General features: G+C 71.3%; 16 protein-coding genes and 3 tRNA genes. 6 read left to right on the forward strand and 13 right to left on the reverse strand.

Annotated features, from left to right (window positions below; all coding sequences use genetic code 11):
- Window positions 1-49 precede the first annotated feature (49 nt).
- The 9 genes from H9652_RS06195 to H9652_RS06235 all read right to left on the reverse strand — a co-directional run bounded on the left by H9652_RS06195 (window position 50) and on the right by H9652_RS06235 (window position 7,317).
- Window positions 50-970, reverse strand: coding sequence for a prenyltransferase (locus tag H9652_RS06195; RefSeq protein WP_191795482.1), 921 nt, complete (start codon window positions 968-970; stop codon window positions 50-52).
- Window positions 967-1,281: a lycopene cyclase domain-containing protein gene (locus tag H9652_RS06200; protein ID WP_191795483.1), complete on the reverse strand. Its 315-nt coding sequence runs from the start codon at window positions 1,279-1,281 to the stop codon at window positions 967-969. Before H9652_RS06200 ends, H9652_RS06195 begins: the two co-directional genes overlap by 4 nt.
- Window positions 1,278-1,694, reverse strand: a complete 417-nt coding sequence (locus H9652_RS06205) for a lycopene cyclase domain-containing protein (RefSeq protein ID WP_191795484.1) — start codon at window positions 1,692-1,694, stop codon at window positions 1,278-1,280. Before H9652_RS06205 ends, H9652_RS06200 begins: the two co-directional genes overlap by 4 nt.
- Window positions 1,691-3,445 carry a phytoene desaturase family protein gene (crtI, locus tag H9652_RS06210; RefSeq protein ID WP_318244007.1) on the reverse strand — a complete coding sequence of 585 codons (1,755 nt, stop codon included), beginning with the start codon at window positions 3,443-3,445 and terminating at the stop codon, window positions 1,691-1,693. Before crtI ends, H9652_RS06205 begins: the two co-directional genes overlap by 4 nt.
- On the reverse strand, window positions 3,442-4,419 hold the full coding sequence (locus H9652_RS06215; protein WP_225227832.1) for a phytoene/squalene synthase family protein: 978 nt from the start codon (window positions 4,417-4,419) through the stop codon (window positions 3,442-3,444). The genes crtI and H9652_RS06215 overlap by 4 nt, the downstream gene beginning before the upstream one ends.
- A 135-nt stretch (window positions 4,420-4,554) precedes the next feature.
- Window positions 4,555-5,538 carry a UDP-glucose 4-epimerase GalE gene (gene galE / locus H9652_RS06220; protein ID WP_191795485.1) on the reverse strand — a complete coding sequence of 328 codons (984 nt, stop codon included), beginning with the start codon at window positions 5,536-5,538 and terminating at the stop codon, window positions 4,555-4,557.
- Window positions 5,539-5,603: 65 nt separating this feature from the next.
- Entirely contained in the window at window positions 5,604-6,530 is a 927-nt protein-coding gene (locus tag H9652_RS06225; RefSeq protein WP_191795486.1) for a cation diffusion facilitator family transporter, read from the reverse strand.
- Window positions 6,527-6,940 (reverse strand): ArsR/SmtB family transcription factor, encoded by a 414-nt coding sequence (locus H9652_RS06230; RefSeq protein WP_225227833.1) that lies wholly within the window; start codon window positions 6,938-6,940, stop codon window positions 6,527-6,529. Before H9652_RS06230 ends, H9652_RS06225 begins: the two co-directional genes overlap by 4 nt.
- A gap of 32 nt (window positions 6,941-6,972) precedes the next feature.
- Window positions 6,973-7,317: a metallopeptidase family protein gene (locus H9652_RS06235; RefSeq protein WP_084690000.1), complete on the reverse strand. Its 345-nt coding sequence runs from the start codon at window positions 7,315-7,317 to the stop codon at window positions 6,973-6,975.
- Between the two features lie 182 nt (window positions 7,318-7,499).
- Here H9652_RS06235 and H9652_RS06240 point away from each other — a divergent pair.
- The 5 genes from H9652_RS06240 (at window position 7,500) to H9652_RS06260 (ending at window position 8,967) form a co-directional block, all read left to right on the forward strand.
- Window positions 7,500-7,572, forward strand: a tRNA-Glu gene (locus tag H9652_RS06240).
- Between the two features lie 88 nt (window positions 7,573-7,660).
- A tRNA-Asp gene (locus H9652_RS06245) sits at window positions 7,661-7,734 on the forward strand.
- A gap of 45 nt (window positions 7,735-7,779) precedes the next feature.
- A tRNA-Phe gene (locus H9652_RS06250) sits at window positions 7,780-7,852 on the forward strand.
- A 408-nt stretch (window positions 7,853-8,260) separates the two neighbouring features.
- Complete coding sequence (locus H9652_RS06255) at window positions 8,261-8,683, forward strand: phage holin family protein (RefSeq protein WP_191795487.1); 423 nt, start codon at window positions 8,261-8,263, stop codon at window positions 8,681-8,683.
- Window positions 8,680-8,967: a DUF3618 domain-containing protein gene (locus H9652_RS06260; protein WP_191795488.1), complete on the forward strand. Its 288-nt coding sequence runs from the start codon at window positions 8,680-8,682 to the stop codon at window positions 8,965-8,967. The genes H9652_RS06255 and H9652_RS06260 overlap by 4 nt, the downstream gene beginning before the upstream one ends.
- Window positions 8,968-9,203: 236 nt before the next feature.
- Here H9652_RS06260 and H9652_RS06265 read toward each other — a convergent pair whose 3' ends face one another.
- Window positions 9,204-9,416: a BldC family transcriptional regulator gene (locus H9652_RS06265; protein ID WP_030151000.1), complete on the reverse strand. Its 213-nt coding sequence runs from the start codon at window positions 9,414-9,416 to the stop codon at window positions 9,204-9,206.
- A 414-nt stretch (window positions 9,417-9,830) separates the two neighbouring features.
- Here H9652_RS06265 and H9652_RS06270 point away from each other — a divergent pair, with 414 nt between their 5' ends.
- Window positions 9,831-10,043 carry a DUF3073 domain-containing protein gene (locus H9652_RS06270; RefSeq protein ID WP_030151001.1) on the forward strand — a complete coding sequence of 71 codons (213 nt, stop codon included), beginning with the start codon at window positions 9,831-9,833 and terminating at the stop codon, window positions 10,041-10,043.
- 170 nt (window positions 10,044-10,213) lie between these two features.
- Here H9652_RS06270 and purM read toward each other — a convergent pair whose 3' ends face one another.
- The 3 genes from purM to H9652_RS06285 form a co-directional block, all read right to left on the reverse strand.
- Entirely contained in the window at window positions 10,214-11,332 is a 1,119-nt protein-coding gene (purM, locus tag H9652_RS06275; protein ID WP_191795489.1) for a phosphoribosylformylglycinamidine cyclo-ligase, read from the reverse strand.
- 55 nt (window positions 11,333-11,387) lie between these two features.
- The gene (gene purF, locus H9652_RS06280) at window positions 11,388-12,935 is read right to left on the reverse strand and encodes an amidophosphoribosyltransferase (protein WP_138826286.1); all 1,548 of its coding nucleotides are present in this window, start codon (window positions 12,933-12,935) and stop codon (window positions 11,388-11,390) included.
- A 93-nt stretch (window positions 12,936-13,028) separates the two neighbouring features.
- Window positions 13,029-13,460, reverse strand: a complete 432-nt coding sequence (locus H9652_RS06285) for a hypothetical protein (RefSeq protein WP_191795490.1) — start codon at window positions 13,458-13,460, stop codon at window positions 13,029-13,031.
- Window positions 13,461-13,540: the final 80 nt, after the last annotated feature.

A 13,540-nucleotide genomic window follows, 5' to 3' on the forward strand; every position in this document is an offset into this window, starting at 1 on the left:
CCCGGGGGGGCGGGGGCCCGTCGTCGTACCCGGGAGCTCTCAGCCCCTCTCAGCCCCAGGTGGCGGCGATGAGCAGCATCGTCACGAGGAACCCGGTCGCGAGGTTGAGCCACAGGAAGCGGCGCCAGCCCGCGTTCGCCCGTTCGCAGTCCTCGTCGCGCACCGACCAGAACGAGGCGACGTTGGCGAGGTACGGGAGCGGGAGGAGGGCCGCGAGCCATCCCGGCCAGGGGAGCAGGGCGAGCAGCACCGCGGCGACGAGGTAGGCGGCGGCCGCGACGACGACGGTCCGGTGCGCCCCGATCACGGTCGCGACCGAGCCGATCCCCCCCTCCCGGTCGGCCCGCACGTCCTGGACCGCGCCGAACGCGTGCGACGCCGCTCCCCACAGCACGAACGCCACCAGCACGGGCCACACGGTCCGCGCCCCGAGGTCCGCCCCGACGAGCACGAGCGCGTAGAGCAGGGGCCCCACGAAGTGCATGGCCGAGGTGAACGAGTCGAGGAAGGGCCGCTCCTTGAAGCGCAGCACGGGCGCCGAGTAGGCCACGACGAGGAAGACCACGACGGCGAGCGTCAGGTTCGCGGCCACGTCGCCCTGGAGCAGCAGCCACGCGAGGAACGGGACGTTCGTCACGGCGCACGCCCACAGGATGCGCCGATGGGTCGCGCGCGCCGTCGCGGGGTCCGCGAGCGCACCCTCGATCCCGCCCTTGCGCGGGTTCCGCAGGTCCGACGCGTAGTCGAACACGTCGTTGATCCCGTACATGAGCAGGTTGTAGGGGATCAGGAAGTAGAGCGTCCCGACGACGAGCGTGGCGTCGACGCGACCTCCCGTCGCGACGAGGTAGCCGGCCGCGAAAGGGTAGGCGGTGTTGATCCAGGAGAAGGGCCGAGAGGCCGCAGCGATCTCCCGGAGCGCGACGAGCGGCCCCGGCGCGGCCCCGGGCTCGACCGCGACCCCGGTCACGACTGACCTCCCGCGTGCCGACGTCGCCGGCCGTCCCCGACCCAGGTCCACACCGCGGGCAGCAGCATGACCGCGGCGAGCGGGTAGGCGAAGTCCTCGAGCGGCGCACCGACGAGGTAGATCCCGAGGATCTTGTCCGGGGCGTAGGTGTAGAGCCCGACCGCGATCATGATCGTGTCGAACACCAGCGTCAGCACGACCATGACCACGGCCGTCCACAGGAGCGGCCCGGCCCGGTGGCGCCGGAGCGTCCACACCGTGACGAGCGCGACGAGCGCCAGGACCACGAGGTTCAGGACGATGTTGGTCATGCACCGGCTCCCGTCGTCGGACCGTCGGAGGCCCTGGCGGGAGCGTCTGCGGGTACCTCGTCCGCCCTCGCAGCGCCCCCGTTCGTCCGCCGGGACGCGCGCCCCCGCACGCGCAGGTCGAGGAACCGCCAGACGAGCAGGGTGTTGTAGCAGAGCAGCGTGAGGAAGACGGCCTCCTCGACGGGCAGCTCGGGTGCGAGCTGGAGCCCGGTCATGTGGGGGGAGTCGCCGCGCGCGAAGATCCCCAGCGCGAGCCCGGCGACGTCCCACGCGAGGAAGAAGAGCACGCCGACCACGAGCGTGATCGCGGTCCGGGCCGGGTCTGCCCAGAACGCGAGGCGGAACCGGCGGTCGAGCACGGCGAGCCCGCCGAGCGAGACGAGGAGCGCCCCGAGGTACGCGAACCCGATCATGAGACGCCACCCCGCAGGCGCTCGGGGCGACGGCTCGCGGCGAGGAAGCCCGGGCGCAGCGGCGTCGGGAGGGGCCGGGACGAGGTCTCGCCGAGGAGCCGCTTGGCGACGAGCTCGGCGCTGATGAGGCACATCGGGAGCCCGACGCCGGGGGCCGTGCCCGCTCCCGTGTAGTAGAGGTTGGCGACCTTGCGCGACGCACCCGGAGGGCGGAACATCGCGCTCTGCGCGAGCGTGTGCTCCATCCCCAGGGCCGTCCCGCGCCAGGACGAGAACTCGGTCGCGAAGTGGGCGGGCCCCAGGACCCGACGCGTCACGACGCGCCCGCGCAGGTCGTCGATCCCGGCCCAGGCGCCGACCTGGTCGAGGTAGCCGTCGGCGAGCCGTTCGAGGTCGGCCTGCGACGCCGCGGACCCGCCGAGCGTGGGGTCCGCGGGGAAGGGGACGAGGACGAACAGGTTCTCGTGGCCGGGCGGGGCCGCGGGGCGGTCGATGGTCGCGTCGTCGGTCGCCGACGTCCGCGAGACGTAGAGCGAGGCGGGGGTCGGGACCCGCAACGAGTCCACAGGGCTGTTGGCCGCGTCCCCCAGGACGTCCGAGAAGTTGCCCTGCCAGTCCTCGGTGAAGAAGAGCGAGTGGTGGGCGAGCTCGGGCAGCTCTCCCCGCACGCCGGCGAGGATCAGCAGCGCCGAGATCCCGGGACCGCGGTCGTCCCACGCGGGCGCGGGCAGGTCGGCGTAGGCCGGGGGAAGCAGCGCGGTCTGCGTGTGGTGCAGGTCCGCACCGGACACGACGACGTCCGCGGGCACGACCTCGCCCGTGCTCAGCCGCACCCCGGTCGCGACGCCTCGCGCGCGTCGCCGGGACGGGCCGGTCCGCACGCGGGGCGACGCTCCGCCGTCGGGCACGGCCACGGCAGGTGCGACCTCGATCCCGACGACGTCGCTCGCCGTGCGGATCGTCACGCCCTCCGAGCGGGCGAGCTTCTCCATCACCTGGACGATCGTGTACATCCCGCCGCGCGGGAAGCGTACGCCCTCGACGAGGTCCAGATGGCTCATGAGCGAGTACAGCGCGGGCACCCGGTAGGGCGACGAGCCGAGGAAGACCGCGTGATAGCCCAGGACCTGGCGAAGGCGCGGGTCGTGCACCCGGCGCTCGACGCGGTCGGCGAGCGAGCGCCCCAGCAGGGCCGCGAGGCGTGGGAGCCGTCGCAGGACGTCGCGCCCGATCGCCCGGTCGGGGCGCTCGAACGTCGTGTAGAGGAAGTGGTCGAGGGCGAGGCGGTAGGCCCCGGTCGACTCCTCGGCGTAGGCCCGCATGCGTTCGCCGTCCCCCGGCGAGAGCGCGTCGAATCGTGCCCAGTTGGCCTCCGGGTCCCGGGTGACGTCGAGGACGGTACGGACCGGGGGGAGGTTCGTGGCGCCGTCGGGCTGCTCGGACGACGGGGCCCGCTCGAAGAAGACGCGGTACGACGGGTCGAGGGGGACCAGGTCGAGATGGTCCTGGGCGCGCTCGCCCAGCAGCGCGAACCAGTGCTCGAAGACCTCGGGCATGAAGTACCAGGAGGGTCCTGTGTCGAAGCGGAACCCGTCCAGGTCGAGCGTCCCGGCCCGCCCCCCGACCCGCTCGTGACGTTCGAGGAGCGTGACCCGCGCACCACCTCTGGCCAGGAGCGCGGCCGTCGCGAGACCGCCGACGCCACCGCCCACGACCACGACGTGCGGCATGTCGGGCGGGGCGTCGTTCACAGGGCTCCTCGGGGATCGGCGAAACGGGCAGAGCGCGAGGACGTGACGGGCACGTCACGCCGCAGCGACTCGCGCGCCGCGGCACGGGCGGCGACGACGAGCTTGACCGGGTCCGGGACGCGCACGCGTGCCCGGAGCAGCTCCTCGGGGGCTGTCGAGGAGAGCCGGCGGAGCAGGGAGTCGTAGAGCGCGAGCGTCGCGGCGACCGCCATCCGGGCCCGCCGCGGGAGCGACGGGAGCGCGGCACGCGCGGCGTCGAGGTCGCTGCCGATCTCGGCGAGGATCGCGTCGACGTCCTCCTGCGTGAGGTCGGCGGGCGTGATCCCGGGGAAGTAGCTGCGCCCCAGCTCCTCGTGGTCGGTGCGCAGGTCGCGCAGGAAGTTGATCTTCTGGAACGCGGCCCCCAGCCCCTGGGCGCCGCGCAGCACGGCCGCGTCGGCGCGGACGACGGGCTCACCGGGACGTCGGCCCGCGTTGAGGAACACCGCGAGGCACATGAGCCCCACAACCTCGGCCGAGCCGTGGACGTACTGCTCGTAGCTCGCCTTGTCGTGCACCTGGACCGTGAGGTCCATGCGCATCGACGCGAAGAAGGGGTCGATCTCCGCGTGTCCGATCCCCGTGCGCCGGGCCGTACGGGCGAACGAGTGGACGACGAGGTTGGTCGAGTACCCGCTCGCGAGCGCGCGAGCGGTCTCCTCCTCGAGTCCCGTGAGGAGCGCGTCGGCCCCTTCGCCGCGGCGGGTGTCGACGACCTCGTCGGCCACGCGGACCAGGCCGTAGACCGCGTCGATGTCTCGCCGCGCCACGCTCCCCAGGAGCCGGGACCCGAGGCCGAAGGACGTCGAGTACCCGGTCAGGACCGCCCTGCTCGCGCGGGCAGCCGTGCGGTCGTACAGCATCTGCGACACGTGGACCTCCCCCTTCATGGTCTCGGACGCTCGGCCTGCTGGCATCCCAGGCGTTCCGGGCATGGCACACCCCTTCATCCTCAGCCTGCTGAGTAATTTTGCTCAGCATACTGAGGATCTGACGGGATGTCAGTGCCGGACATACGGAAGGGCCCCCTCGCACGAGTGCGAGAGAGCCCTTCCGGTCACCTCGGAGGCTCAGACGTCGATACGACGAGGCCCCGCCTGCCAGGCCTCCCAGGCCGAGGAGATGATCTCCTCGAGCCCCTGCGAACCGCTCCACCCGAGCACCTTGTTGATGCGCTCGGGCGAGGCGACGAGCTGCGGCGGGTCGCCCGCACGACGCGGGAGGATCTCCGCGGTCACGTCGAGACCAGACACCTTCCCGATCTCGTCGATGACCTCACGGACCGAGGAGCCCGTCCCCGTCCCGACGTTGAAGACGTCGTACGCACGCTCGTCCTCGTCGAGGTAGCCGAGCGCCGCGAGGTGCGCCTCGGCCAGGTCCAGGACGTGGATGTAGTCGCGGATGCAGGTGCCGTCCGGCGTCGGGTAGTCGTCGCCGAAGATCTTGGGCTGCTCGCCACGCTCCAGACGGTCGAGGACCATGGGGACGAGGTTGAGGATCGCCGGGTCGCCCAGGTCGGACCAGCCCGCACCGGCGACGTTGAAGTAGCGCAGCGCCACGAACCGCAGGCCCCAGGAGCGGCCGGCCGCTCGTCCCAGCCACTCGCCGACGAGCTTCGTCTCGCCGTAGGGGTTGATCGGCTCGGCGTGCAGCTTCTCCTCGACCAGGGAGACCGACGGCATCCCGTACGTCGCCGCCGACGACGAGAAGACCAGCCGGTCGACCCCCGCCGCCTCCATCGCGGTCACGAGGTTCGTGAAGCCGCCGACGTTCTGCTGGTAGTACCAGGCCGGCTTCTCGACCGACTCGCCGACCTGCTTGCGGGCGGCGAAGTGCACCACCGCGGTGACCTCGTGCTCCACGAGGGTCGTGGTCAGCACCTCGACCGCCTCGGCGCTCGACACGTCGAGCCGCACGAGCGGCGCTCCCCCGACCCGCCCTTCCTGACCGGTGCTCAGGTCGTCGACGACGACGACCTTCTCGCCCCTCTCCTGCAGCAGCCGCACCACGTGCGCCCCGATGTACCCCGCCCCGCCCGTCACCAGAATCGTCATGGGACGAGCGTAGATCGACGCGGGAGCGGTTCTCGACGTCGACGCCCCCGCGAGACGCCCGGCGATCAGTGGTGGACCGACTCCTCGGTCTCCTGCATCGACGGCGGCTCGATCTGGAACGTGCAGTGGTCGACGTCGAAGTGCCCGCCCAAGCACTCCTTGAGGCGCTGCAGCACCTCGGTCCCGCCGCCGCACGCGAGGAGGTCCTCCTCCACGACCACGTGCGCCGACATGACGGGGACTCCCGAGGTGATGGTCCAGGCGTGCAGGTCGTGGACGCCCACGACACCGGGGATGCCCTCCATGTGCGTGCGGACCTTCTCGAGGTCCACGCCGGCCGGGGTCGACTCGAGGAGCACGGCCGCGACCTCGCGCAGGAGCATGAACGCACGCGGCAGGATCATGAGGCCGATCGCCACCGACGCGAGACCGTCGGCCCCCGGGAACCCGACCGCGACGAAGAAGCCGGCGACGATCACCGCGACCGATCCGAGCAGGTCGCCCAGCACCTCCAGATAGGCACCCCGGACGTTGAGGCTCTCGGCCTGACCGGCGGACAGCAGGCGCAGCCCGACCGCGTTCGCGACGAGACCGACGACCGCCACCCCGATCATGAGCCCCGCCTGGATCTCCGGGTCCGGCGACCGGAACCGCGAGACGCCCTCGACGATCGCCAGCACGGCGACCGTGCCCAGGATCAGGGCGTTGGTCAGCGCCGCGAGGATCTCCGCACGCTGCCACCCGAAGGTCCGCGTCGGGGAGGCCGGGCGGGTCGCGAGCCAGCTCGCGAAGAGCGCGATACCGATCCCGGTCGCGTCGGTGAGCATGTGCCCGGCGTCCGCGAGGAGGGCGAGCGACCCGGAGACCAGCGCGCCCACGACCTCGAGCGCCATGACACCGAGCGTGATGCACAGGACGATCACGAGCCGACGGCGGTGCGCGCCCGTCGCGGTCGACGCGCCGTGCGAGTGGGAGTGGGAGTGGCCGCTCACGGTGTGCCCTTCGTCGCGTCGACGATCCGCTCGGCGTCGGCCAGGATGTGCGCGACCTCGGGGCGTGCGAGTCGGTACCAGGACGAGCGCCCCTCACGGCGTGTCTCGACCAGGCCCGCCTCGCGCAGCGTCGCCAGGTGGGCCGACACCGTGGACTGGGCGAGCCCCAGCTCGCGGGTCAGGTCGACCACGCGGTGCTCCGCGACCGCGAGGAGGTGCACCACCGAGAGCCGGTGCGGCTCGGCGAGGGCGTGCAGGAGGCGCGCGACCGCGGTGTGGTCGTGCCCGACGACGGGCGGTGTGCACGGTTGCTGCGGATGCTCGGCCGCCGCCTGCTCGGCGGGAGCCTCGGTCATGGGTCGGCGCGCTCGCAGGTGCGTGCGTGCGCTCGTCTCCCTTTTCATCGTCATGCGGCGATGTTATCGCCTATCGACGATGAATGCTAGGCCCACCCGAGCTCGTGCAGCCGGTCGTCGTCGATCCCGAAGTGGTGAGCGATCTCGTGGACCACCGTGACGACGACCTCCTCGACCACCTCCTCGCGCGTCTCGCAGATCGCGAGAGTGGGGTTGCGGTAGATCGTGATCCGGTCCGGGAGGGCACCCGCGGCCCACATGAGGTCGCGCTCGGTCAGCGGGACCCCCTCGTACAGCCCCAGCAGCTCGGGGTCGTCGGCGGGCGCGTCGTCCTCGACCAGGACGACCACGTTGTCCATCTGCTCCGCCAGCTCCTCCGGGATCTCGTCCAGCGCATCGCGCACCGCGTCCTCGAAGTCCTCGCGCGTCATCTCCACCACGAGACCATCCTCCCTTGCCGCAGCCGGGCCCCGCCTCGCATCCACCGCCTCGCTGGGGCCCTGCACACGGCTCCGAGCACCGTTTTGCACGGCAGCCCCGCTTCCCCGTATGCTGACGGAGGTCTCTCGGCGACTCGTGCCCCGCAGGCGGTACGGGTTGTCCAGGAAACTAGGCCCCCATCGTTTAGCGGCCTAGGACGCCGCCCTTTCACGGCGGTAGCACGGGTTCGAATCCCGTTGGGGGTACTCGGAAGGATCCGATTAACGGATTCGCCCGGCAGTGAGATACGATTCTCGAGGTTCGAACGGCGCAGGCCGGGAGAAACTCACGCAAGGCCCTGTAGCGCAGTTGGTTAGCGCGCCGCCCTGTCACGGCGGAGGTCGCGGGTTCAAGTCCCGTCAGGGTCGCTCGACAGCGACTGCCCGGTCATCATGACCGGGCTTTCGTGTCAAGGCTCTGTAGCTCAGTTGGTAGAGCGTTCGACTGAAAATCGAAAGGTCACCGGATCGACGCCGGTCGGAGCCACTTCCACGAAGCCCCGTCTCGTTTCATACGAGACGGGGCTTCGTCGTTCCCACCGGTCCTGGCTGCCGGGCCCGCACCGCACCCACCCCGACCGGACCACCCGCGCCGAGCGACGCCGTCGAGCCACACCGTGCGCTCGTGACGCACCGGGGACACCCCGCCAGTCCGACGAGACGGGTCTCCCCGCTCGAGACGGGTGGAGCAGATCGTGACGCACGCACCCGTCTCGGACCCAGGCACCCTTCTCGCCCGCCCAGCACACCGGACGAGCACTCGCACGCCCGGCGCGCGGAATTGCCCTCGGGGCGGTTGACCGGTTGAGTGGGACATGAAGAACCGACTCTTCAGGGCGCGAGTCCCCCTCGCGCGCACGGGCGCCCCGACCGGAGCGCCAGGAAGGTGACCACCATGAGCGACTGGGACGACGGGCAGCCCCCTCCCCCGAGCCCGAAGCCCTCGATCGGCAAGCTCGTCGAGCAGATGTCCGAGCAGGCCACGCGCCTCGTCCGGACCGAGATCGCGCTCGCCAAGAAGGAGCTGACGACCAAGGCCGCCAGGTCGGGCATCGGGATCGGCATGTTCGTCGTGGCCGGCGTGCTCTCGCTCTACGGCCTGGGCTTCCTCCTGCACTCGGCGATGGTCGGGCTCGCGCACGCCGTGCCGCTGTGGCTCGCGGCACTCATCGTCGGCGTCGCCCTGTTCCTCCTCGCAGGCATCCTGGCGTTCGTAGGCAGCAAGCAGCTCAAGAAGGGGATGCCCCCGACCCCGGACGCGGCCATCGCCGGCATCAAGGAAGACGTCGCCACCGTGAAGGAAGGACTGCGCCCGTGAGCACCGAACCGACCCAGGCCGACCTGGAGGCCGAGATCGCCCGGACCCGGTCCGAGCTCGCGAGCACGATCGACGAGCTCACCGCACGCCTCGACCCGCGGACGCAGGCGGCGAACGTCGCGCACCAGACCAAGCAGGCCGCCGCAGACACGGGGAGCTTCTTCACAGGACGCGGGCTTCCCGAGCACGACCCGGCGCGCGCCCGCAACGTCAAGATCCTCATCGGGGGTGCCGTCGCGACGGTCGCGCTCGTCGCCGCGGCGATCCTCCGGCGCCGCTCCTGACGCACGCCGGGGCCGCGCGCCCCGCCCGAGCCGGCGGGACCGGGAGAACCGGCACAGCCCCAGGAACGACCGAGCCCGGCGCCACAGGCGCCGGGCTTTCGGCTGGTCGTGAGGAAGATCCTGGTCGTGAGGAAGATCCAGGTCAGGACGCGACGGGAGCTCCGGGAGACGTGTCCCGGGGCTCCGCACGGCCCGACGGCGAAGGCTGGGCGCGGGTACGACCACCGCGCCGTCGGTCAGCCCTTGTCGACGCCCTCGGCGTTCTCGCTCGCGGCACCCAGGAGTGCGCGAACCTCGGACTCGCGATAGCGACGATGCCCCCCGAGGGTCCGGATCGACGACAGCTTGCCGGCCTTGGCCCAGCGAGTGACGGTCTTGGGATCGACGCGGAACAGGCTCGCGACCTCGGCCGGTGTGAGCAGAACTTCGGACTCTCCATGGACGGACATCACTGCACCTCCTCCTAGCGACTGGCTGGTCCGACGGTGACGTCGGAACGCGACGACAGCGCTGCGCTAGCCCTTCCATTGTCGCAGCATGAGGATTTTGGGCGACTTGGCGGACAGGGTGAATTAGGCGGGGTATGGGTGGTACAGGTGTTTCGGACCGAGATCCGGGCGTGTCGCGCGTCCGTCGGAGCCGCCCCAGGCCGCTCCGACGACCCTCCGCCGGCGACCCCGCGGCCACCCGTCGAGGCCCCGTTGTGTGGAGACAGTGTGACAAGCCACCCGATCGGGGGACCCGAGTGGCTGGAATGCATCCGGAGCATGTACCGTTGGACTCTGAACAGACGAAACAACACTCCCGGGGCCGCACGTCTGAGTACGTTGCCGCCCCGCTTCTACGTTGAGGGGGTCGGAGCCATGGGCCGCGGCCGTCAGAAGGCTAAGCAGACCAAGGTCGCTCGTGCGCTGAAGTACTACAGCCCCGAGACGAACTACCAAGCTCTCGAACAAGAGCTCACTGGTCATAGCCACACGGATCTCGCGACAGATCCTCGCTACGGAGCGAGGTCTTCCGAGGACAACAACGGAGACTACGACCAGCCGTTCACCGGCTGGTCCGACGACCGCTGACACGACCTCACCCTCTTCCTGCGACCTTCGGGCCCCAGGTGGTCCGTGAGTCGACAGATCGCGAGTTCGTCGATCGACGAACGACCCGCGAGTCTGATCCTCGTACGACGAAGGCGCGCCCCGCACTTCAGGCCTAGGCCTGAGCTGCCGGGCGCGCCTTCGTCGTCCTGTCAGTTGCGGTAGTCGCCCGTCAGGCGCACGGCGCCCGCGTGCACGCCCTTGGTGCCGACCACCAGGTCCTCGCCGCCCGCCGAGGCGGTCACGGAGTCGTCCAGGACGCCGACGGTGCCCAGGACCCAGGCGGTGAGGCCCAGCTCCGCGCACCGCGCGAGGGCGGCGTCGGCGCCGTCCTCCCCCACGATCGCGACCATGCCCACGCCGAGGTTGAGCGTGTTCTCCAGGTCGCGGCGAGGAACGTTCCCCAGGTCGCGGACCACCGTGAAGACCGGCGGGACGTCCCAGGACCCACGGTCGATCGTGCCGACCAGCCCGGCCGGCAGGACGCGGGCCAGGTTCGCCGCGAGCCCACCACCCGTGACGTGCGTGAACGCGTGAACCTGCGCGGCGTCGTCGTGCGCCAGGGCGAGGCAGTCGCTCGCGTAGACACGCGTGGGCTCGAGCAGCTCCTCGCCGAGCGTCCGACCGAACTCCTCGACCTCGCGGTCCAGCTCCCAGCCCGCGTGCTTCACGACCGCACGCACCAGCGAGTAGCCGTTCGAGTGCAGGCCCGACGAACCCAGCGCGATGAGGACGTCGCCCTCGCGCACACGCTCGGGACCCAGGAGACGGTCGGCCTCGACGACGCCCGTCGCGGCGCCCGCGACGTCGTACTCGTCCTCGCCCAGGAGACCCGGGTGCTCCGCCGTCTCCCCGCCGACGAGGGCCGTGCCGGCGACCTCGCACGCCGCCGCGATCCCGCGGACGATCCCCGCGATGCGCTCGGGCACGACCTTGCCGCACGCGATGTAGTCCGTCATGAAGAGCGGCTTGGCCCCCACCACGACGATGTCGTCGACGACCATCCCCACGAGGTCGAACCCGATCGTGTCGTGGACGTCCATGGCCTGCGCGATCGCGACCTTGGTCCCCACGCCGTCGGTCGAGGTGGCCAGCAGGGGCTTGGTGTAGGTCGCGACCTCGCTGAAGTCGTAGAGCCCGGCGAACCCGCCCACGCCCCCGAGGACCTGCGGGCCGTGCGTGCGGCGCACGGCGTCCTTCATCAGCTCGACGGCCTTGTCGCCCGCCTCGGTGTCGACACCGGCTGCGGCGTACGTGAGACCTTCAGACACGAATGAACTCCTGGTGGTTGCGGCGCGCCCCGGTGGGGCGGTGCGTCGTACGGGGTCAGGGGTGGTCGAGGGCGGTCCCGCCGCCGACTCCCACGGAGAGGCTGCGCAGCCCGTCCTCCGGCGCCCCCAGCGGCAGCTCCGCCTGCTCGAGCAGGTGCTTGCCGAGCTGGTCGTCCGGGGGCAGCTCGATGGGGTACTTCCCGGTGAAGCAGGCCGTGCACAGCTGAGAGGCGGACTGCTCGGTCGCCGCGATCATCCCCTCCTCGGAGATGTACCCGAGCGTGTCGGCTCCGAGCGAGGCGCCCACCTCCTCGGGCGACAGGCCGTTGGCGATGAGCTCGGCGCGCGACGCGAAGTCGATGCCGTAGAAGCACGGCCACTTGACCGGGGGCGAGCTGATGCGGACGTGGACCTCGGCGGCCCCCGCCTCGCGCAGCATGCGGATCAGGGCGCGCTGGGTGTTGCCGCGCACGATCGAGTCGTCGACGACGACCAGACGCTTGCCCCGGATGACGTCGCGGAGCGGGTTGAGCTTGAGCCGGATACCGAGCTGGCGCAGCGTGTCCGACGGCTGGATGAAGGTGCGCCCGACGTACGCGTTCTTGGTCAGCCCCTGGCCGAACGGGATGCCCGACTCCTGCGCGTAGCCGACGGCCGCAGGCGTGCCGGACTCGGGGACCGGGATCACGAGGTCCGCGTCGATGCCGTGCTCGCGAGCGAGCTGGCGGCCCATCTCCACGCGCGCGGCGTGCACCGAGCGGCCGTTGATCGAGGTGTCCGGACGGGCCAGGTACACGTACTCGAAGACGCAGCCGGCACGCTCGACCGGGGCGAAGCGCTGCGAGCGCAGGCCTTCGCCGTCGATCGCGATGAGCTCGCCCGGCTCCACCTCACGGACGAACGACGCACCCACGATGTCCAGGGCCGGGGTCTCGCTCGCGACGACCCAGCCGCGCTCCAGACGTCCCAGGACGAGCGGGCGCACGCCCTGCGGGTCGCGCGCGGCGTAGAGCGTCTTCTCGTCCATGAAGACGAGGCTGAAGGCGCCGCGGAGCCTCGGGAGGACCTCCATCGCGGTGGCCTCGAGCGAGTGGTCGTCGTCTCCGGCGAAGAGCGCGGTGATGAGTGCCGTGTCGGTCGTGTTGCCCCGGGCCAGCTCGCCCCGGCGCTGTGCGCCGTAGCGCTCCGCGACGAGGTTCACGAGCTCGGCGGAGTTGGTCAGGTTGCCGTTGTGCCCCAGCGCGACGGTCCCCGACGACGTCGCGCCCAGCGTGGGCTGAGCGTTCTCCCAGGTCACGCCGCCGGTCGTCGAGTACCGACAGTGCCCGACGGCGATGTGCCCCGTCAGCGCGTTGAGGGCCGTCTCGTCGAAGACCTGGGAGACGAGTCCCATGTCCTTGTAGACGAGGATCTGCTCACCATTGCTGGTCGCGATCCCGGCCGACTCCTGACCGCGGTGCTGCAACGAGTACAGACCGAAGTAGGCAAGCTTGGCGACCTCTTCGCCGGGCGCCCAGACTCCGAAGACGCCACAAGCGTCCTGGGGGCCTTTCTCGCCGGGCATGAGGTCGTGGTTGAGAAGTCCATCTCCGCGGGGGGCCACGGCTCCAGTGTCCCACACGGTCGCAGGCTGACCGAAGTCACGCCCACGGGATGGACCGCGCACCCCGACGATGTTCTGGCTCCGCCTGCTCGCTCAGCGGCGCAGGCTGCGCTTGTCCGCCCAGATCGCCAGGGCGCCCGCGACGAGCGTCGTGAGCGTCGTCGTCCCCAGCACGACGACCGTGAGGTAGACGCCGGGCTTGAGCACGCCGCGGGACTCCGGGGAGCCGAGCCACGTGATCCCGAGGCACAGCCCCAGGACGACCCCGACCAGAGCACCCGTCGTGAAGAACGCCTTGTAGCGGGGTGCGCGACGGATCGTCGTCGGGTCGATCATCGACTCGATCTCGACCTCGTCACCACGGACGCCGCCGTCGTTCGCGTCCCCGGGGTCGGCCGACGCGGAGCCCGCGGCAGCCGGCGTGGTCAGAGGTGCCGGTACGGCTGCGCCGGTCTCCGGTGAAGCGGCGGGAACGGGGCCGTCGGAGGTCGCGTTCACGTCGGGGGTGGGGGTGCTGGGGCTCACGCGCCGACAGTACCCCGTCCGGCTGAGAATCCCCTGGGCCGCACCCGTGCACCCGGGCGCGAGACGCCGTGGGGGGGGGG

The organism is Oerskovia rustica, assembly GCF_014836555.1.
In the GTDB taxonomy this organism is placed as follows: Bacteria; Actinomycetota; Actinomycetes; order Actinomycetales; family Cellulomonadaceae; genus Oerskovia; species Oerskovia rustica.